This is a genomic window from Pseudomonas sp. 1L-C-7-B-C1 (genome assembly GCF_057291635.1).
The window spans coordinates 255768-273959 of sequence record NZ_JBXAWH010000001.1 but is presented as its reverse complement, the minus strand read 5'-3'; the positions used below and the strand labels follow the sequence as shown (position 1 = coordinate 273959).

The window sequence follows — 18192 nt, the reverse complement described above, 5'->3', positions numbered from 1 at the left end:
TTTGATGAGAGCGAGGCCTCAACCCAGCCGTCGATCCCAATACCGAAACAACGGCTCGGCCAGGAACAACACAAACAACAACCGCATCACTTGCATCGCTGTCACCAGTGGCACCGACAGTTGCAGCACCTCCGCCGTCAGGCTCATTTCTGCGATCCCGCCGGGCATCATCCCCAGCGTCAACGAGCGTAAATCCAGATGAGTCAGCGTGCTCAAGCCCAGTGCGCAGAACGCCGCGATGCTCATGGTCAGCGCTGTCCCCAGCAGCGTGCGACCGATAAACGACGGCGCACGACGAAAGAACGCGCGGTTGAAGTGGCAGCCCAGACCGCTGCCGATCAGCCACTGCCCCAGCTGACTGCCACCCTGGGGCAGGCCGATGTGCAAATCGAAACTGACGCTGATGACCGCGCTGATCAGCAACGGCCCGAATAACCACGGATTAGGCTGCTTCAACCGCTCCCAGCCCCAGGCCACCAACGCACCCAGCGGAAACAGCAGCATCAGCCACCGCCAATCCACCACCGTCGCGTGGGAAGGCGGGCCGCCGTCGCCCATCAGGTATTTGAAGATCGCCGGCACGCACAGCACCACCGCCAGCACCCGCAGACTCTGCCCGGCGGCGACGTTGCTGAGAATCGCGCCGTTGCGTGCGCCGAGGTTGACCATCTCGCCCGAACCGCCGGGCATGCTGGAAAAGAACGCCGTGGCGCGGTCTTCGCCAGTGCGCAGCATCAGCCACACGCCGACCACGCTGGAAACGCTGGTCACCAGTGCGCCGATAAAGATCAGGCCGAAGTGGGAGAGGACTTGTTCGATGACGACGGGGGTGAAGTGCAGGCCGATGCCGATGCCGACCACCCATTGGCCGCATTTGCGGCCGCCGGGGATTTCAGCCAGCTGCCAGGGCGTGATGCAGCGCACCAGGATGATTGCCAGCAACGAGCCGACCATCCAGGGCAGTGGCCAGCCGACCTGACTGGCGAGAAATCCCCCCAGCAGGCCGACCAGCGGCGTACCCCACCATGTGCTGAATGGCCGGTCAGACATCGGCCAGCGCGCGACGCTGTCTGGAGCGCTTGCGCCAGATGCGGATCAGCGGGAACACCAGCATGAATGCGGTCACTACCCACATGCCCAGGGTGATCGGGCTAGACCACAGGATTTCCAGCCCGCCATTGGAAATCGACAACGCGCGGCGCAGGTTCTGCTCCATCAGCCCACCAAGGATGAACCCCAGCAGAATCGGCGACAGCGGGAAATCCAGCTTGCGCAAGATGTAGCCGAAGATGCCGATACCGACCATCAGGAACAGGTCGAAGGTGGTGGCATGCACCGCGTAGACGCCGATTCCGGTGATGATCGCGATCACCGGCACCAGTGCCCAGTTCGGAACCGACAGGATGCGTGTGAAGATGCGGATCATCGGGATGTTGAGGATCACCAGCATGATGTTGGCGACGAACAACGACGCGATCAGGCCCCAGACGATGTCCGGTTGCTGTTGAAACAGCAGCGGCCCCGGCGTGATGTTGTACAGCGACAGGGCGCCGATCATCACCGCCGTGGTACCCGAACCCGGCACGCCCAGGGTCAGCATCGGCACCAGTGCGCCGCAGGCGGTCGCGCCAATGGCGGTCTCCGGTGCGGCCAGACCGCGCATGTCGCCCTGTCCAAATTTGCCGCTCGCGCCGGCGATACGTTTCTCGGACATGTAGGTCACGGCGCTGGCCAGCGTCGCGCCCGCACCGGGCAACACGCCCATGATGAAGCCCATCAGACCGCAACGGATGTTCACCCAAAAGACCGAACTGGCCTCCTTGAAGTTGAACATCATGCGCCCGGTGGCTTTCACCGCTTCCTGGCCGCGGTGGGTTTTCTCCAGCAGCAACAGAATTTCACTGATCGAGAACAGACCCAGCACCAGCACGACGAACTGAATGCCGTCAGCCAGATGGATGTTGTCGCCGGTGAAACGGTACACGCCGCTGTTGGCATCGATACCGATGCTCGACAGAAACAGCCCGATCAGTGCGGCGACAAAGGTCTTCAGCGGCCGATCACCGGCCATGCCACCCAGGCAGACAATGGCGAACACCATCAGCACGAAGTATTCCGCCGGGCCGAAGGCAATTGCCCATTTCGCCAGCAGCGGCGCGAACATGACCATCCCGCAGGTGGCGATGAACGCGCCAATGAACGAACTCCACGCCGACAGCGACAACGCCACGCCGGCCATGCCCTGACGCGCCATCGGGTAGCCGTCCAGCGCTGTCATCACAGTCGATGCTTCGCCCGGAATGTTGAGCAGAATGGAGCTGATGCGGCCGCCGTATTCACAGCCCAGATACACCGCCGCCAGCAGAATCAACGCCGACTCCGGCGGCAGGCCCAACGCGAACGCAATGGGGATCAACAGCGCCACGCCATTGATCGGGCCCAGCCCGGGCAGCAGGCCGACGACGGTGCCGATCAGCGTGCCGGACAGCGCGGTGATCAAGTTGTAAGGGGTCAGCGCGACGCCGAAGCCCTGGCCGAGATAGCCGAGAGTGTCCATATCAATTCTCCAGAACGTCGAGCAGGCCGAGGGGCAGGGGCACATCCATCACTTTGTCGAACAGCACGTACAGCGCGATGCTCATGAAGGTGATGATCACGACACTCGGCAGCCAGCGGCCGCCGTACAAGCGCGCCATGGGAATGCCGATCAGGATGCTGCTCAATACAAAGCCCAGCGGCTCGAACAGCCCGGCGAACACCAGCAACAGCAGGGTACAGATACCGATCTTGATCAGCGTCGGACGGTCCAGCGCCGGCTCTTCCTCCGAATGCACGATCGGCGTCGGACGGATCGCCATGTACAGCAGCGAAATACCCATCAGCGCCAGCATCAGCAGCGGGAAGGCGCGGGGGCCAACGGGTTCGTAGGAAAACGGCGCCTGATAAGGCCAGGCCATCATTGCCAGACCGATGCAGACCAGCAGCAGCACGACAGCGAAAAGTCGTTGTATCACCATGGAAAACTCCCGGATCACGCCACCGCGCAGGCGGCGCAATCCTCAGTCAATCGAAGACCGGTCGATGCAGTTCAGTCACTGAATCAGGCCGAATTCCTTGGCCAGCGTCTTGTACTCGGCCACGCGGGTTTTCACATACTTGTCCAGCTCTTCACCGGTCATGGCGAACGGGAACAGCTCACGCTGATCGCGCAGCTTGGCGAAGTCTTCCGAGGCCAGCAGCTTGTCGAAGGCCGCTTTCCACCAGTTGTAGTCCTCGTCCGACACCTTTGGCCCCAGATAGAAACCGCGCACCACCGGCCAGACGATGTCGTAGCCTTGTTCTTTGGCGGTCGGGATGTTCTTCATTTCCGGCTCGTCCAGACGCTCTTCGGAGAACACCGCCAGCAGGCGCATGTCGCCGCTGAGGATGTGCGGCATGGAGTCGGAAATGTCGGTGGAGCCCACTTGAATATGGCCGCCGAGCAGGGCAGTGGCGATTTCACCGCCGCCTTCCAGGGCGACGTAACGCAGTTCGCGCGGGTTGATGCCGGCAGCCTTGGCGATCAGCGCGGTCTGCATCCAGTCCTGGCTGCCCACGGTGCCGCCGGAGCCGATGACCACTTTGCCCGGGTCGGCTTTCAGGGCTTTAACGAGATCGTCGAGGTTCTTGTAGGGCGAATCAGCCTTGACAGCGATCGCGCCGTAGCTGGTGCCGACGGCGGCAAGCCAGCGCACGGCGTTCTCGTCGAAACGGCCGAACTTGCCCTGGGCCAGGTTCAACAACGAACCGCTGGACCAGGCCACCAGTGTGCCGGCGTCGGCCGGGCGCTGAGCGACTACCGCGTTGTACGCCACGGCGCCGACGCCGCCCGGCATGTAGGTGACGCGCATCGGTTTGGAGAGGATCTTCTCGTTGATCAGCGCGCTTTGCGCCAGCTTGCAGGTCAGGTCGAAGCCGCCGCCGGGCGAGGCCGGCGCGATGCATTCAGGACGATTGGGCTCGGCGGCCCACAATTGGGTGGCCATCAGCAGGCAGCTGGCGGCAACGCTGATATGGCGCAACGATAGGTTCATGGTCCGTCTCCAGAGGAGTTGTTGTTTTAATGGGGCAGGCAGTCGTACGTTTGTCAGGCAGTCGTCTCACGCCCTCGCGAAAGGGTCGGCCGACAAGATGCAGACGTGACGAAACACCGCGCAACAGGGCTGCGAGGTGAACAGTAAACACAACGGGATTCAGGCGGCACGAGGGCCGAGGGTTGCAGTGAGGGCATCACTGATGACTCCGATATTGTTTTTATTGTTGAAAACGCATCAAGGCGTTTTTCGTCACGACCCTGGCATCAGCAGCGTCACAGACGCAATCGTGACAAGTCGTGACGGGATCCTAATCAGCGAAGCTTTCATCAACCTTTCAACTACCTTTCAGAAAGCGTTCACCTGATCCGCTTCCAGATCGGAGGGTGGCTTTCCCGCGCACCGGGCCTTCCCTGACGGCGGCGCGCCTGTAAACTCCGCCCATAAAATGCTCACTCGGGAGAAGTCGATGCGTGTCCTGCTCGTCGAAGATCATCTGCAACTGGCTGAAAGTGTCGCGCTGGCGCTCAAGAGCAGCGGCCTGACCGTTGACGTTCTGCACGACGGCGTTGCAGCTGATCTGGCCCTGAGCAGCGAAGACTATGCCGCGGTGGTGCTCGATGTCGGCCTGCCGCGCATGGACGGTTTCGAGGTGCTGGCACGTCTGCGGGCGCGGGGCAAAAACACTCCGGTGCTGATGCTGACTGCCCGCAGCGACGTCAAGGACAGGGTCCACGGCCTGAACCTCGGCGCCGATGACTACCTGGCCAAACCCTTTGAACTGTCGGAGCTGGAAGCTCGGGTCAAGGCGTTGCTGCGCCGCAGCGTGCTCGGAGGCGAACGCCAGCAACGCTGCGGCGAGCTGGTCTACGACCTCGACACCCGAAGGTTCACGCTCGGTGAAGAACTGCTCACCCTGACCTCCCGAGAACAATCGGTGCTCGAATCACTGATCGCCCGGCCCGGTCGGGTCATGAGCAAGGAACAACTGGCCGCGCAAGTGTTTGGTCTGGACGAAGAGGCCAGCGCCGACGCCATCGAAATCTACGTGCACCGCCTGCGCAAGAAGCTGGACGGGCACCCGATCGCGATCGTGACGTTCCGGGGCCTGGGTTACCTGCTGGAAAGCCGCGATGCTTAATCCGTTTCCCGCAGCCGAAAACAGCCTGCGCTGGCGCTTGCTGTGGAACCTGGGATTACTGCTGGTGGTGCTGATGATCGCCAGCGGCATGAGCGCCTACTGGAACGGGCGCGAAGCGGCAGACACCGCCTACGATCGCACCTTGCTGGCCTCGGCGCGGACCATCGCCGCCGGGTTGTCGGAACACGACGGCACCCTCAGCGCCGACGTGCCCTATGTGGCCCTGGACACCTTCGCCTACGACAGCGCCGGGCGCATTTACTACCAGGTCAACGACATCGATCAAAAGCTCATTTCGGGCTACGAAAACATCCCCGCGCCGCCGCCAGGTACGCCGCGCACCGACGCTTATCCGGCCCTCGCCAAGTTCTACAGCGGCCGTTATCAGGGCCAGGACGTGCGCGTGGTCAGCCTGCTCAAGGCCGTCAGCGAGCCGAACATGAACGGCATGGCCGAGATTCGCGTCGCCGAAACCGAAGAAGCCCGGGTGGACATGGCCCAGGCGCTGATGGCCGATACGCTGCTGCGGCTGGGCATGCTGGGCGGTGGCGCGTTGCTGCTGGTCTGGTTCACCGTCAGCGCCGCCTTGCGACCCCTGGATCGCCTGCGCACGGCGGTGGAAGAACGCCAGCCTGACGATTTGCGCTCGCTGCCGCTGGTCGAGGTTCAGCACGAGTTGCGCCCGCTGGTCAGCTCGCTCAACCACTTCACCGAAAGGCTGCGCATGCAGTTCGAGCGTCAGGCGCAATTTATCGCCGACGCGGCCCATGAGTTGCGAACGCCGCTGGCGGCATTGAAAGCGCGACTGGAGCTGGGTCTGCGAGACCACGAGCCTGCGGCATGGCGCAACACCCTCGAAAGCGCCGCCTCCGGCACCGACAAGCTGACCCATCTGGCCAACCAGTTGTTGTCGCTGGCGCGCATCGAGAATGGCGCGCGGGCCATCGCCGAAGGTGGGGCGCAGTTGCTCGACCTCAGCCAACTGGCCCGCGAACTGGGCATGGCCATGGCGCCGCTGGCCCACGCCCGGGGTGTGGCATTGGCGCTGGAAGCCGACGAGCCGGTGTGGATGCGCGGCGAACCCACGTTGCTCAACGAACTGCTGAGCAATCTGGTGGATAACGCCCTGGCCCACACCCCGGCGGGCGGCAATGTGATTCTGCGTGTCCATGCCCCCTGCGTGCTTGAAGTCGAGGACGACGGCCCCGGCATCCCGGCCCACGAGCGTGACCGGGTGTTCGAGCGCTTCTACCGGCGCAATCAGCAGAGCAAGGGTTCGGGCCTGGGGTTGGCGATTGTGGGAGAAATCTGCAGGGCACATTTGGCGCGCATCACCTTGCACGACGGCGCACAACGGGGCTTGAAAGTAAGGGTGAGCTTTATGGTGCCGGAGTCGGGACTGGTGGGGCTGGTTTGACCGGGCAAGCCATAGCGATCAGTACAACAGCGTCATCGCCTCGTTCATCTCATTGATAAGCCCGCCGTCGGCCATGTTCAGGCCCAGTTGCGCTACCGCCGGCACGGACTTGAAGCTCAGGTTCGGGTAAGGCGTGCCGTTCATTTCATGAATATGAATCGTCGCGACCTGCACCAGGTCAACGTAGTCAGCCTGACCCGAGACACGGCTGAAACTCTGGAATTCCCGAGGCACGATCGCCAGGGCGTCCGGGAAATCCCATGACCGCAGCAGCCTCTCACCGATGATCGGATGAATCCGTTCAATGACGTGATTGAGGCTGATAGGGTCGGAAAGCAACTCGTAGTTGTCCTCGGCGTAGGTCAGGATCGGCAGCACACCAATGAGGTGAATAAGCCCGGCCAGCGTGGCCCTGTCGGCCTTCAGTCGTGGGCTGCGGTAGCTCAGGACATTACAGACCCCGGCCACCTGCATGCTGAGTTTCCAGATGTCGCGCATCTTGGCTTCGATGACGGCGGACTTGGCGTGAAACATCTGCTCCACCACCAGCCCGATGGCCAGGTTACTGCTGTAGTTCACGCCCAGACGTCGAACTGCGGTCAGCACGTCGCTGACTTCAAAGTTGGGCCGCAGCAGGGGGCTGTTGACGACTTTGATCAGGCGGGCGGAAAGCGCCGTGTCGCTGCCAATGACTTTGCTCAGCGCAGCAATGGAGATTTCCGAGTCTTCCGCCGCCATGCGAATCCTCAGCGCGACTTCCGGGAGAGTTGGCAGAAACAGAGCATCCTTGTCGATCGCCTTGATCAGATCCCTCTGCACTTCGTCAGCCATGCTACTCATATTGGATCTCTGGACATTGCATTCCGGCCAACGGCCGTCCGCTCGGGATTACGGCGCTGGCAACCACGCTGACGTTTTGCACATGCTTCAACCGGGTTCAACGCTGGGTTTCGAGCTTCGCGTCGAGCGTGTATGGCAATTCATCTAGTTGCAGGTTCGGGCCATCTGCCGCGCCAAGATGGATTTGACCATCTTCCGCCGCATCCGCCTGCACAACCGCCAGCACCTCGGTCCCGACATCAGACCGGGCCGCGATCACAACGTTGCCTACCGCGCTCGAATGTACGGGCGAAAACAATGCAACACCCGGCTCAGGCACTTCGCTGTCGCCCATAGTCAGACGGTACAGCCGGCGTTTCAGCTTGCCGAGGTATTGCATCCGCGCCACGATTTCCTGGCCGGTGTAGCAACCTTTCTTGAAGCTCACCCCGCCCACGGCTTGCAGATTGATCATCTGCGGAATCAATTCTTCACGGGTCTGCCCGAACACCTGGCCAATGCCGGCGCGGATCTGCCCCAGCAGCCAGTCGTTGAGGGGCGCTTCCGGCACGTGGGCGATCAGGCGGCTGCGCACGTCATCGGCCTGTTCGGCACGTAGCCACAATTCGGCGCGGGCAGGGGAGACGCGAATGGCAATCAGGTCATTGGCGCGGACGACCGAATCGGTCTCCTGCGCAAGATCAAGGCCCAGGCTGACCAGCGCGCCGTCGCCGTCTTGCAAGCCGAATCGCACCCAGGATGCGCTTTCGTCGGTCAATTTGGATTTAGAGAAGACGGCGTACTTCTTCAGATCCAGCAATTGCGCGTCGATCAGCTCGCTGGCCATTGCCAGCAATATGCCGTCGCCTTCAAGCAGGATGCGAAAGCTGGACTGCATGCGGCCTTTCTGGGTGCAGCGCGCCCCGAGGGTAGCCTTGGCTTCGCTGAGGTAGTCGATGTTGCAAGTCAGTTGGCCTTGCAGGAACTTGCCGGCATCCACGCCGCGAACGGCGAGCACACCTTCGTGGGACAGGGGGCAGAAAAATGCTGGAACGGCCATGAGTCATCGCAGGGTAGAAGTCTGGGGCACCATCATAGTGCCGCGTGTCGCTAATGGGTATACGCAAAAAGCTGCGACTAACTGCAAGTACGCCCCGAGACGATGCGCCTGTATACTCGCCGGCAAATTCGAGGAGCCCTCCATGGTCGAAGATGTTGAACTCAATCGCCTCTTTTGGCACAGCCGTCGCGGCATGCTCGAGCTGGACGTGTTGCTGGTGCCATTCGTCAAAGAAGTCTATCCGACGCTCAGCCAGGTCGATCGAGACCTCTATGTCCGCCTGCTGACCTGCGAAGACCAGGACATGTTCGGCTGGTTCATGCAGCGCGCGGAGTCTGAAGACCCGGAGCTGCAGCGCATGGTTCGGATGATTCTGGACCGTGTCCAGCCGAAGTGATCGTTTCGAATGCCGTTGGCAAGCCTCCCGGGCGCTGCTGACGGCGTACCTCGTCACGCAAATCGTTGCGCTGACCTCGATAGTCCTCCTGTCAGTGCCCCTGTGGGCCAAAGCCGTCGGCATTCTGCTGTGCGCTTTGCATGCATCACGTCGCCTTCGCCCATCCATTCTGCTTGATCAGCCGCAGTCATCCACGGGGCTGCGGCGTGACAGCAGCGGATGGGCGTTGTGGAGCGAGGAGGGCGGTTGGCAACCGGTGCAGCTACGCCCGGACAGCCTGGCGCTGCCGCACATGGTCGTGCTGCGTTTCCGGGTGCCGACGGGCCACTGGCTGAGCCGTGTGTGGGTGCGAAGCCTGTGCATCCCGGCAGACGCCATGGCCCCGGACAGCCACCGACGCCTGCGTTTACGGCTTAAGTTCAGCCGGCGAAGGTGGGCGGCACCAGAATAGTGTCCAGCGCTTCGGGCAACAGGTCCGGGTAATCCAGCGTGTAGTGCAGCCCTCGGCTCTCCTTGCGCGCCATCGCCGACGCAATCATCAGCTCTGCGACCTGGGCCAGGTTGCGCAGCTCGATCAGATCGCGACTGACCTTATAGTTGCTGTAAAACTCGTCGATCTCGTCCAGCAACAGCCGCACCCGATGCTGGGCGCGCTGCAGACGCTTGTTGGTACGCACAATCCCCACGTAGTCCCACATGAACCGACGCAGCTCATCCCAGTTGTGGGCAATGATCACGTCTTCGTCGGAATCGGTTACTTGACTCGAATCCCATGCCGGCAGGTTTTGCGGCTGCGGGATGTGCTCGAGCTGAGTCACGATGTCCGCCGCTGCCGAGCGGGCGTACACGAAGTATTCCAGCAGGGAGTTGCTGGCCATGCGATTGGCACCGTGCAGGCCGGTGAAACTGGTCTCGCCGATGGCGTAAAGCCCGGGCACATCAGTGCGGCCCTGCTGATCAACCACAACGCCACCACAGGTGTAGTGGGCGGCCGGGACCACGGGAATCGGTTGACGCGTGATGTCGATGCCGAATGTCAGGCAGCGTTCGTACACGGTTGGGAAGTGCCCTTTGATGAAGTCTTCGGGCTTGTGGCTGATGTCCAGAAACACGCAGTCGGCGCCCAGGCGCTTCATCTCATGGTCAATGGCGCGGGCAACGATGTCGCGGGGTGCCAGCTCGGCCCGTGGGTCAAAACGCTGCATGAAGCGCTCGCCATTGGGTAGCTTCAGGTAAGCGCCTTCGCCGCGCAGGGCCTCGGTAATCAGAAAACTCTTGGCTTGCGGGTGGTACAGGCAGGTGGGGTGGAACTGGTTGAATTCCAGGTTGCCCACCCGGCAGCCCGAGCGCCAGGCCATCGCGATGCCGTCGCCGCAAGCGCCGTCGGGATTGCTGGTGTACAGATAAACTTTAGCCGCGCCGCCGGACGCCAAAATGGTGAAACGCGCGCTGTGGGTGTCGACTTCGCCCGTCGAACGATCCAGCACATAGGCGCCCAGGCAACGCTGACCTTCCAGGCCCAGCCGCGATTCGGTGATGAGATCGACCGCCACGCGCTGTTCCAGCAATTCGATATTGGGACGGGACCTGGCCTGCGCCAGCAACGTGCGAAAGATCGCCGCGCCGGTGGCATCGGCGGCGTGAATGATCCGGCGATGGCTATGCCCGCCCTCGCGCGTCAGGTGGAACCCGAAGCCGCCGTCCACCACGGTGGATGGATCATCCCGGGTAAACGGAACGCCCAAGTCGATCAGCCACTGGATGGCCTCGCGGCTGTGCTCCACTGTAAAGCGGACCGCGTCTTCTCTGCACAGGCCGCCGCCCGCATTGAGGGTGTCTTCGACGTGGGACTGAACGGTGTCTGCGTCATCCAGCACCGCCGCAACGCCACCCTGGGCCCAGAAGGTCGAGCCGTTCGCCAGATCGCCTTTGCTGAGAACCGCCACGCGCAGATGCCCGGGCAATGTCAGTGCAAGGCTCAAACCGGCTGCACCGGAGCCTATTACCAATACGTCGTGCTGGAAATGCTGACTCATCTCGGTCCCGGCGTCTAAATGGCCACTAGTATAAGCAAGGGTGGAACGGCACAATAGCCGCGCTTTATGGCAAGGGTAGATCGCGGTGGTAGCGAAGTGTGCGCCACCCTGCGACGTCCTGCACCCCGTTTGATGGATGCGATCTTTCCTACAGCTTCATTCGGATTGAGTCCTACAGCTGATGGGATGCGGGTCCTACGCCCAAAGGTGAGCGATGGGAACTTTTCATGAACCCGTACGTTCAATAGTGGGTTGCCCATAAAGGAACAGCGTCGACGTTACGCGTTGGTGGTTCAAGTCAATGCGAGCGCTTATGACGACAAGATTATTTACGCAGCCGACCTGGTTCGAGCGGCGTTTTTCGCGCGGGCAGCAGACGCCCGCCGGAAACTTGCTTGAAGGGGGGAGAACTTTTGCTTAAAGCCCGAGTCTATGTTTGCAAGCCTGCGAAAGAGCCGATGCGATGCTCCTTTAAGCTTTATGAGGAGTGTTCATGCTAACCCAGGAAGAAGATCAGCAGCTGGTTGAACGCGTTCAGCGCGGCGACAAGCGAGCCTTTGATCTGCTAGTGGTGAAATATCAGCACAAGATTCTTGGGTTGATCGTGAGATTTGTTCACGACACCCACGAAGCCCAGGATGTTGCGCAAGAGGCGTTTATCAAAGCCTACCGCGCACTTGGTAACTTCCGCGGCGACAGTGCGTTTTATACGTGGCTGTACCGTATCGCCATCAACACGGCGAAGAACTATCTGGTGTCGCGAGGTCGGCGGCCGCCGGACAGCGATGTCAGATCCGAAGACGCGGAGTTCTATGACGGCGATCACGGCCTCAAGGATATCGAGTCGCCGGAGCGGGCATTATTGCGGGATGAGATCGAGGGCACCGTCCACCGAACTATCCAGCTACTGCCAGAAGATTTGCGTACAGCTTTAACTTTGCGTGAGTTCGACGGTCTGAGTTACGAAGACATTGCCAGTGTCATGCAATGTCCCGTTGGTACCGTGCGCTCTCGCATTTTTCGCGCTCGGGAAGCCATCGACAAAGCCTTGCAACCTCTGTTGCAGGAAACCTGAGACAGCGGCGATAGCCACAAGAGAGGAACCGCCATGAGTCGTGAAGCCCTGCAGGAATCGCTGTCCGCGGTGATGGATAACGAAGCGGACGAATTGGAACTGCGTCGAGTGCTTAGCGCTATTGAAGATGCGGATACACGTGCCACCTGGTCCCGTTATCAGATTGCCCGTGCAGCCATGCATAAAGAACTACTGATCCCTCATCTGGATATTTCGGCCGCCGTTGCTGCCGGGATTGCTGATGAAGTCAGCCCGCTCAAGGCCGGTCGCGGTCCTTGGCGCACGCTGGGTCGTCTCGCCGTGGCCGCCTCGGTGACCGTTGCCGTCCTGGCAGGCGTACGTTTGTATAACCAGGACGAAATCGCAGGGGCACAACTGGCCCAGCAAACCCAGCCGACCAACGTTGCCATGCCGCAGGCCAAAGGCCCGGCGGTACTGGCAGGCTACACCGAAGGCGAACAGTCTCCGGGTCCGATGGCAAGCGGTGTGCTGCAGAATCAGGCTGGTTGGCATGACCAGCGTCTGCCAGGTTACCTGCGCCAGCACGCGCAGCAAGCGGCAACGAAAGGTGCCGAAGGCGCTCTGCCATTCGCCCGTGCCGCAAGCCTGGAAAACCGTTAAGGAGGATCATGCGCGCCATCCCTCTACTGCCGCTTTTGCTGGGCGGATGGCTGGTCCTTCCAGCTCATGCCGATGACGCGCAAGATCAGTTGAAACGTCTTGCGCAGGCTGAGCAGCAGCAAAGCTACACCGGAACATTCGTTTATGAACGTAACGGCAGCTTCTCCACTCACCGAATCTGGCAGCGCGTCGCCGATGGCAAGGTTCGGGAGCATCTTCTTCAACTGGATGGCACGCCTCAAGAGGTGTTGCGCGTCAATGGGGTTACCCAGTGCGCCAGCGGTATCCTCGAAGAGGGCGCCTCCAGTGTTCCGGACTCTGCGGCCCGAGCTTTTGATGCTGCCAGGCTATCTTCCTGGTATGACATCAAGTCGGCAGGCACCTCGCGTGTTGCCGGACGCCTGGCTAACGTCGTCACACTGACCCCTCGCGATCAGCACCGTTACGGCATCGAATTGCACCTCGACAGTGAAACCGGCTTGCCGCTCAAGTCTTTGCTGCTCAGCGACAAGGGCCAATTGCTCGAGCGTTTTCAATTCACTGACCTCAATACCTCCCAGTCACTGATCGATCAGATGCTCTCGCCTGGCGCTGGCTGCAAGCCGGTCGAAGTGGTCAAATCCAAGTCTGATGCTCCTAAGCAAACGGTGGCATGGCGTTCCAATTGGCTGCCGCCAGGTTTTGACTTGAGCAGCGCTGCGGCACGCAAGGATCCTGACTCGAAGGATCTTGTGACGAGTCTGATGTATGACGATGGCCTGGCACGTTTCTCTGTGTTTGTTGAGCCGGTCAGCGGCGCGGCGGTGACGGATATTCGCACTCAGCTGGGCCCGACCGTTGCCGTCTCCCGTCGCGTCTCGACGGCGAAAGGGGATGCCATGGTGACGGTGGTGGGCGAGATCCCGATCGGGACGGCCGAGCGCATTGCGTTGTCCATGCGAAACGACGCTGCGGCGACGAGCAAAAACTGATTTACACACCGGTGATGCCCACGATGAAAAAGGTTTCATCCGGTCGGTTCACGTTCACAAGCCTTTAAATATGGGCTTCACTGGTACTGATGAAATGTTTAGTGCGCTTTGTCGGTTGCAATTGGATGTGTTTTTTTCTATAGGTCACAGCTTCGCAGCTGTGGCCTTTGTTGTTTCAGGGTCCAGGAAACTGGAGCAGATACAGGTGCTGCAGGAAGCTGCAGCGCACAGATGCTTCGCGAGCCTGCGGGCTCGTACCGCTTAACCATGCTCGTTGTAAACGGGAGCCATATGTCGATACCACGCTTTAAACCTTACCTGGTCTGGATGGCCGCTGTGCTGATGCTTGGACAGGTCATCACCGCTCAGGCCGAAGCCTTGCCGGACTTCACCTCTCTGGTGGAGCAGGCCTCCCCCGCCGTCGTCAACATCAGTACGCGGCAGAAGTTGCCGGACCGCTCGGTTGCCCAGGGTCAGATGCCTGATCTGGAAGGCCTGCCACCGATGCTGCGCGAATTTCTCGAGCGCAGCACGCCGCCCGGCTCCCGCCCGCCAGGAGGGGGCAAGGGCGATCGTCAGCGTGAGGCGCAGTCATTAGGCTCGGGCTTTATCATCTCCGCTGATGGTTTCATCCTGACCAACAACCACGTCATTGATGGCGCCGACGAAATTCTTGTGCGTCTTTCGGATCGCAGCGAGATGAAGGCCAAGCTGATCGGCACCGATCCACGTACCGACGTTGCGGTGCTGAAGATCGATGGCAAGGACCTTCCCACCGTCAAGCTGGGTAACTCCGATAAGCTGAAAGTCGGTGAGTGGGTGCTGGCGATTGGCTCGCCATTCGGCTTCGACCACTCGGTGACCAAAGGCATTGTCAGCGCCAAGGGCCGCAGCCTGCCAAATGACACGTACGTGCCGTTCATCCAGACGGACGTTGCGATTAACCCGGGTAACTCGGGCGGTCCGCTGTTCAACATGGCGGGCGAAGTGGTGGGTATCAACTCGCAGATCTTCACCCGCTCCGGTGGCTTCATGGGCCTGTCGTTCGCGATCCCGATCGACGTGGCGATGGACGTTGCCAACCAGCTCAAAGCCAGTGGCAAGGTCAACCGTGGCTGGCTGGGTGTCGTGATTCAGGAAGTCAACAAAGACCTGGCCGAGTCGTTTGGTCTGGACAAGCCGGCCGGTGCGCTGGTGGCTCAAGTCCTTGAAGATGGGCCGGCCGCCAAGGGTGGTCTGCAGGTCGGCGACGTGATCCTGAGCGCCAACGGCACGCCGATCGTCATGTCCGCAGACTTGCCGCACCTGATCGGCAACCTGAAGGACGGGAGCAAGGCCGAACTCGAAGTGATTCGCGACGGCAAGCGTCAGAAACTCACTGTGACCGTGGGCGCGTTGCCTGCCGAAGGCGAAGAAATGGGCGCAGCCGACACCGGTGTCGAGCGCAGCAGCAACCGTCTGGGCGTTTCGGTGGTTGATCTGACCGCTGAGCAGATGAAATCGCTGGACCTCAAGGGCGGCGTCGTCATCAAGGAAGTTCAGGATGGTCCTGCTTCGCTCATCGGTTTGCAGGCGGGTGATGTCATCACTCACCTGAATAACCAGGCGATCACTTCGTCCAAGCAGTTCACCGAAGTGGCCAAGGGCCTGCCGAAGAATCGCTCAGTTTCCATGCGCGTTCTGCGTCAGGGCCGCGCGACATTCATCACGTTCAAGCTGGCGGAATAACCCGTCAGGCACAGCGAAAAGGAGCGGTCAGACCGCTCCTTTTTTTGTGTGCCCGCGGCGCATGGCGAGCAGGCGCTGCGCGTGAACGTGACGCCTGATCGTTCCTTCAGGTACAATTCCCGGCTATTTTTGGCGGGCAGTCTGCCTGCGACCTTTTTCGAGTGTTGATCCGTGAGTGATTTGAGTCATATCCGCAATTTCTCCATCATCGCCCACATTGACCATGGCAAGTCGACGCTGGCCGACCGTTTCATCCAGATGTGCGGCGGCCTGACCGAGCGCGAGATGGAAGCTCAGGTCCTCGATTCCATGGACCTGGAGCGTGAGCGCGGGATTACGATCAAAGCCCACAGCGTCACGCTTTATTACAAGGCGAAGGACGGGATCACCTACCAGCTCAACTTCATTGATACCCCGGGGCACGTTGACTTCACCTACGAAGTCAGCCGCTCGCTGGCGGCATGTGAGGGCGCGTTGCTGGTGGTCGATGCCGGTCAGGGCGTAGAAGCCCAATCCGTCGCCAACTGCTACACCGCTATCGAACAGGGCCTGGAAGTCATGCCGGTCCTGAACAAGATCGACCTGCCCCAGGCCGATCCGGATCGCGTCAAGGAAGAAATCGAAAAGATCATCGGCATCGATGCCACTGATGCCGTGGTCTGCAGCGCCAAGACCGGCCTGGGCGTTGACGAGGTGCTCGAGCGTCTGGTCCATACCATTCCCGCGCCGACCGGCAACATCGAAGACCCGCTGCAGGCGCTGATCATCGATTCGTGGTTCGACAACTACCTGGGCGTTGTGTCCCTGGTGCGTGTGCGTCACGGCCGGGTCAAGAAAGGCGACAAGATTCTGGTGAAGTCGACCGGCAAGATGCACCTGGTCGACAGCGTGGGCGTGTTCAACCCCAAGCACAGCGCCACCGCTGATCTGAAAGCCGGCGAAGTGGGCTTTATCATCGCAGGCATCAAGGACATTCACGGCGCGCCAGTGGGCGACACCCTGACCCTGAGCACCACGCCAGACGTTCCGGTGCTGCCCGGCTTCAAGCGTATTCAGCCGCAGGTCTACGCGGGTCTGTTCCCGGTCAGCTCCGATGACTTCGAAGATTTCCGCGATGCGCTGCAGAAGCTGACGCTGAATGACTCTTCCCTGCAATATCTGCCGGAAAGCTCCGACGCGCTGGGCTTCGGTTTCCGCTGCGGCTTCCTCGGCATGCTGCACATGGAGATCATCCAGGAGCGCCTTGAGCGCGAGTACGACCTGGACCTGATCACCACCGCGCCGACGGTAATCTTCGAGCTGCTGCTGAAGACCGGTGAAACCATTTACGTCGACAACCCGTCGAAATTGCCAGACCTGTCCACGATCGAGGACATGCGTGAGCCGATCGTGCGGGCGAACATTCTTGTGCCTCAAGAGCACCTGGGCAACGTCATTACGCTGTGTATCGAGAAACGTGGCATTCAGCACGACATGCTGTTCCTGGGTACGCAGGTGCAAGTGACCTACGATTTGCCGATGAACGAAGTGGTCCTGGATTTCTTCGACCGACTGAAGTCGACCAGCCGTGGTTACGCGTCGCTGGACTACCATTTCGATCGTTATCAGTCGGCCAACCTGGTTCGTCTGGACGTGATGATCAACGGTGAAAAGGTCGACGCTCTGGCGCTGATCGTGCATCGTGACAATGCCGCCTACAAAGGCCGCGCGTTGACTGAAAAGATGAAAGAACTGATTCCTCGTCAGATGTTCGACGTGGCAATCCAGGCAGCCATTGGCGGCCAGATTATCGCGCGTACAACCGTCAAGGCGCTCAGAAAGAACGTACTGGCCAAATGTTATGGCGGCGACGTCAGCCGTAAGCGCAAGCTGCTCGAGAAGCAGAAGGCCGGTAAGAAACGCATGAAGCAGGTTGGCAACGTGGAAATTCCACAGGAAGCCTTCCTTGCAGTGCTCAGGTTGGAATAGTCAGGCCCTATGTCACTCAATTTCCCGCTGTTGCTGGTCGTCGCCGTGTTTGTCTGCGGTTTGCTGGCCCTGTTCGATCTGATCATATTGGCGCCGCGTCGCCGCAACGCGATAGCGAACTATCAAGGCAGCGTGAGCCAGCCTGATGTCGCGGTCGTGGACCGGTTGAACAAGGAGCCGTTCCTCGTCGAATACGGCAAGTCGTTCTTTCCGGTGTTGTTCATCGTTCTGGTGCTTCGCTCGTTTCTGGTTGAGCCGTTCCAGATCCCGTCGGGCTCGATGAAGCCAACGCTGGATGTCGGCGATTTCATCCTGGTGAACAAGTTCTCATACGGCATCCGCTTGCCGGTGATCGACCTGAAGGTCATCCCGGTCGGCGATCCGCAGCGTGGCGACGTGATGGTGTTCCGCTACCCGAGCGACCCCACGGTCAACTACATCAAGCGCGTCGTCGGCCTGCCAGGGGATGTGATTCGCTACACCAACGACAAGCAGTTGTTCATCAACGGGCAACTGGTGGCCAAGCAGCTGATCGGTTCTGAGCCCGGCACGCTGGGCAGCGCAGAGCTTTACAACGAGAAGCTGGGCGAGGTGGAACACCAGATCCGCCAGGAAATGAGCCGCTACCGCGCGCCGCCTGACCACGAGTGGACCGTGCCTGCCGCGCACTATTTCATGATGGGCGACAACCGCGACAACTCGAACGACAGCCGTTACTGGGATGACCCCAATATTCCCAAGGACGAGCTGGGCATGGTCCCCGACAAGAACATCGTCGGCAAGGCGTTCGCGGTCTGGATGAGCTGGCCCGAACCCAAGCTCAGCCACTTTCCGAACTTCTCGCGAGTCGGTCTGATCAAGTAATCGATGCGGCGCTGCCACTGGC

At 60.7% G+C, this 18192-nt stretch carries 17 protein-coding genes; 10 read left to right on the top strand and 7 right to left on the bottom strand.

Annotation, left to right across the window (positions count from 1 at the left end; translation table 11 throughout):
- Positions 1–18: 18 nt before the first annotated feature.
- From AC0Z8Z_RS01235 to AC0Z8Z_RS01220, 4 genes are all read right to left on the bottom strand, one after another.
- Positions 19–1050, bottom strand: a complete 1032-nt coding sequence (locus AC0Z8Z_RS01235) for an AbrB family transcriptional regulator (protein WP_485617484.1) — start codon at positions 1048–1050, stop codon at positions 19–21.
- On the bottom strand, positions 1043–2557 hold the full coding sequence (locus tag AC0Z8Z_RS01230; RefSeq protein WP_065992418.1) for a tripartite tricarboxylate transporter permease: 1515 nt from the start codon (positions 2555–2557) through the stop codon (positions 1043–1045). Before AC0Z8Z_RS01230 ends, AC0Z8Z_RS01235 begins: the two co-directional genes overlap by 8 nt.
- A gap of 1 nt (position 2558) precedes the next feature.
- Positions 2559–3017, bottom strand: coding sequence for a tripartite tricarboxylate transporter TctB family protein (locus tag AC0Z8Z_RS01225; RefSeq protein WP_172609477.1), 459 nt, complete (start codon positions 3015–3017; stop codon positions 2559–2561).
- 75 nt (positions 3018–3092) lie between these two features.
- Positions 3093–4073 carry a Bug family tripartite tricarboxylate transporter substrate binding protein gene (locus AC0Z8Z_RS01220; RefSeq protein WP_122536049.1) on the bottom strand — a complete coding sequence of 327 codons (981 nt, stop codon included), beginning with the start codon at positions 4071–4073 and terminating at the stop codon, positions 3093–3095.
- 469 nt (positions 4074–4542) lie between these two features.
- On the opposite strand from AC0Z8Z_RS01220, the gene AC0Z8Z_RS01215 reads away from it, so the two are divergent.
- Both AC0Z8Z_RS01215 and AC0Z8Z_RS01210 read left to right on the top strand, forming a co-directional pair.
- Positions 4543–5214: a response regulator gene (locus tag AC0Z8Z_RS01215; RefSeq protein ID WP_122536050.1), complete on the top strand. Its 672-nt coding sequence runs from the start codon at positions 4543–4545 to the stop codon at positions 5212–5214.
- Positions 5207–6631: a sensor histidine kinase gene (locus AC0Z8Z_RS01210; RefSeq protein ID WP_122536051.1), complete on the top strand. Its 1425-nt coding sequence runs from the start codon at positions 5207–5209 to the stop codon at positions 6629–6631. Before AC0Z8Z_RS01215 ends, AC0Z8Z_RS01210 begins: the two co-directional genes overlap by 8 nt.
- Positions 6632–6649: 18 nt before the next feature.
- Here the strand turns inward: AC0Z8Z_RS01210 and AC0Z8Z_RS01205 are convergent, their stop codons facing one another.
- Both AC0Z8Z_RS01205 and ygfZ read right to left on the bottom strand, forming a co-directional pair.
- Entirely contained in the window at positions 6650–7471 is an 822-nt protein-coding gene (locus AC0Z8Z_RS01205) for an HDOD domain-containing protein (protein ID WP_485617482.1), read from the bottom strand.
- A gap of 97 nt (positions 7472–7568) precedes the next feature.
- On the bottom strand, positions 7569–8510 hold the full coding sequence (gene ygfZ, locus AC0Z8Z_RS01200) for a CAF17-like 4Fe-4S cluster assembly/insertion protein YgfZ (RefSeq protein WP_485617481.1): 942 nt from the start codon (positions 8508–8510) through the stop codon (positions 7569–7571).
- 142 nt (positions 8511–8652) lie between these two features.
- Here ygfZ and AC0Z8Z_RS01195 point away from each other — a divergent pair, with 142 nt between their 5' ends.
- Positions 8653–8907 carry an FAD assembly factor SdhE gene (locus AC0Z8Z_RS01195; protein WP_427684776.1) on the top strand — a complete coding sequence of 85 codons (255 nt, stop codon included), beginning with the start codon at positions 8653–8655 and terminating at the stop codon, positions 8905–8907.
- Entirely contained in the window at positions 8891–9358 is a 468-nt protein-coding gene (locus AC0Z8Z_RS01190; RefSeq protein ID WP_485617480.1) for a protein YgfX, read from the top strand. Before AC0Z8Z_RS01195 ends, AC0Z8Z_RS01190 begins: the two co-directional genes overlap by 17 nt.
- Here AC0Z8Z_RS01190 and nadB read toward each other — a convergent pair.
- The gene (gene nadB, locus AC0Z8Z_RS01185; protein ID WP_485617479.1) at positions 9327–10943 is read right to left on the bottom strand and encodes an L-aspartate oxidase; all 1617 of its coding nucleotides are present in this window, start codon (positions 10941–10943) and stop codon (positions 9327–9329) included. The genes AC0Z8Z_RS01190 and nadB overlap by 32 nt on opposite strands.
- A gap of 493 nt (positions 10944–11436) precedes the next feature.
- Between nadB and rpoE the strand changes: the two genes are divergently transcribed.
- The 6 genes from rpoE to lepB all read left to right on the top strand — a co-directional run bounded on the left by rpoE (position 11437) and on the right by lepB (position 18170).
- Positions 11437–12018, top strand: a complete 582-nt coding sequence (rpoE, locus tag AC0Z8Z_RS01180; RefSeq protein ID WP_037014368.1) for an RNA polymerase sigma factor RpoE/AlgU — start codon at positions 11437–11439, stop codon at positions 12016–12018.
- Positions 12019–12051: 33 nt separating this feature from the next.
- A complete protein-coding gene (locus AC0Z8Z_RS01175) occupies positions 12052–12639 on the top strand; it encodes a sigma-E factor negative regulatory protein (RefSeq protein ID WP_205486901.1) in 588 nt (195 codons plus the stop codon).
- A gap of 8 nt (positions 12640–12647) precedes the next feature.
- The gene (locus AC0Z8Z_RS01170) at positions 12648–13610 is read left to right on the top strand and encodes a MucB/RseB C-terminal domain-containing protein (protein WP_485617477.1); all 963 of its coding nucleotides are present in this window, start codon (positions 12648–12650) and stop codon (positions 13608–13610) included.
- A gap of 291 nt (positions 13611–13901) precedes the next feature.
- A complete protein-coding gene (locus tag AC0Z8Z_RS01165; RefSeq protein ID WP_438826295.1) occupies positions 13902–15338 on the top strand; it encodes a DegQ family serine endoprotease in 1437 nt (478 codons plus the stop codon).
- A gap of 171 nt (positions 15339–15509) precedes the next feature.
- Positions 15510–17306, top strand: coding sequence for a translation elongation factor 4 (lepA, locus tag AC0Z8Z_RS01160; RefSeq protein WP_122536059.1), 1797 nt, complete (start codon positions 15510–15512; stop codon positions 17304–17306).
- Positions 17307–17315: 9 nt separating this feature from the next.
- On the top strand, positions 17316–18170 hold the full coding sequence (gene lepB / locus AC0Z8Z_RS01155) for a signal peptidase I (RefSeq protein ID WP_122536060.1): 855 nt from the start codon (positions 17316–17318) through the stop codon (positions 18168–18170).
- Positions 18171–18192 lie beyond the last annotated feature (22 nt).

Bases quoted from the DNA above. Each gene is read 5' to 3' on its own strand.
- lepB (WP_122536060.1), top strand. From the start codon at position 17,316: ATGTCACTCAATTTCCCGCTGTTGCTGGTCGTCGCCGTGTTTGTCTGC.
- AC0Z8Z_RS01165 (WP_438826295.1), top strand. From the start codon at position 13,902: ATGTCGATACCACGCTTTAAACCTTACCTGGTCTGGATGGCCGCTGTG.
- AC0Z8Z_RS01170 (WP_485617477.1), top strand. From the start codon at position 12,648: ATGCGCGCCATCCCTCTACTGCCGCTTTTGCTGGGCGGATGGCTGGTC.
- AC0Z8Z_RS01235 (WP_485617484.1), bottom strand. From the start codon at position 1,050: ATGTCTGACCGGCCATTCAGCACATGGTGGGGTACGCCGCTGGTCGGC.
- rpoE (WP_037014368.1), top strand. From the start codon at position 11,437: ATGCTAACCCAGGAAGAAGATCAGCAGCTGGTTGAACGCGTTCAGCGC.
- nadB (WP_485617479.1), bottom strand. From the start codon at position 10,943: ATGAGTCAGCATTTCCAGCACGACGTATTGGTAATAGGCTCCGGTGCA.
- AC0Z8Z_RS01225 (WP_172609477.1), bottom strand. From the start codon at position 3,017: ATGGTGATACAACGACTTTTCGCTGTCGTGCTGCTGCTGGTCTGCATC.
- AC0Z8Z_RS01230 (WP_065992418.1), bottom strand. From the start codon at position 2,557: ATGGACACTCTCGGCTATCTCGGCCAGGGCTTCGGCGTCGCGCTGACC.
- AC0Z8Z_RS01210 (WP_122536051.1), top strand. From the start codon at position 5,207: ATGCTTAATCCGTTTCCCGCAGCCGAAAACAGCCTGCGCTGGCGCTTG.
- AC0Z8Z_RS01215 (WP_122536050.1), top strand. From the start codon at position 4,543: ATGCGTGTCCTGCTCGTCGAAGATCATCTGCAACTGGCTGAAAGTGTC.
- AC0Z8Z_RS01205 (WP_485617482.1), bottom strand. From the start codon at position 7,471: ATGAGTAGCATGGCTGACGAAGTGCAGAGGGATCTGATCAAGGCGATC.
- AC0Z8Z_RS01175 (WP_205486901.1), top strand. From the start codon at position 12,052: ATGAGTCGTGAAGCCCTGCAGGAATCGCTGTCCGCGGTGATGGATAAC.
- AC0Z8Z_RS01195 (WP_427684776.1), top strand. From the start codon at position 8,653: ATGGTCGAAGATGTTGAACTCAATCGCCTCTTTTGGCACAGCCGTCGC.
- AC0Z8Z_RS01220 (WP_122536049.1), bottom strand. From the start codon at position 4,073: ATGAACCTATCGTTGCGCCATATCAGCGTTGCCGCCAGCTGCCTGCTG.
- ygfZ (WP_485617481.1), bottom strand. From the start codon at position 8,510: ATGGCCGTTCCAGCATTTTTCTGCCCCCTGTCCCACGAAGGTGTGCTC.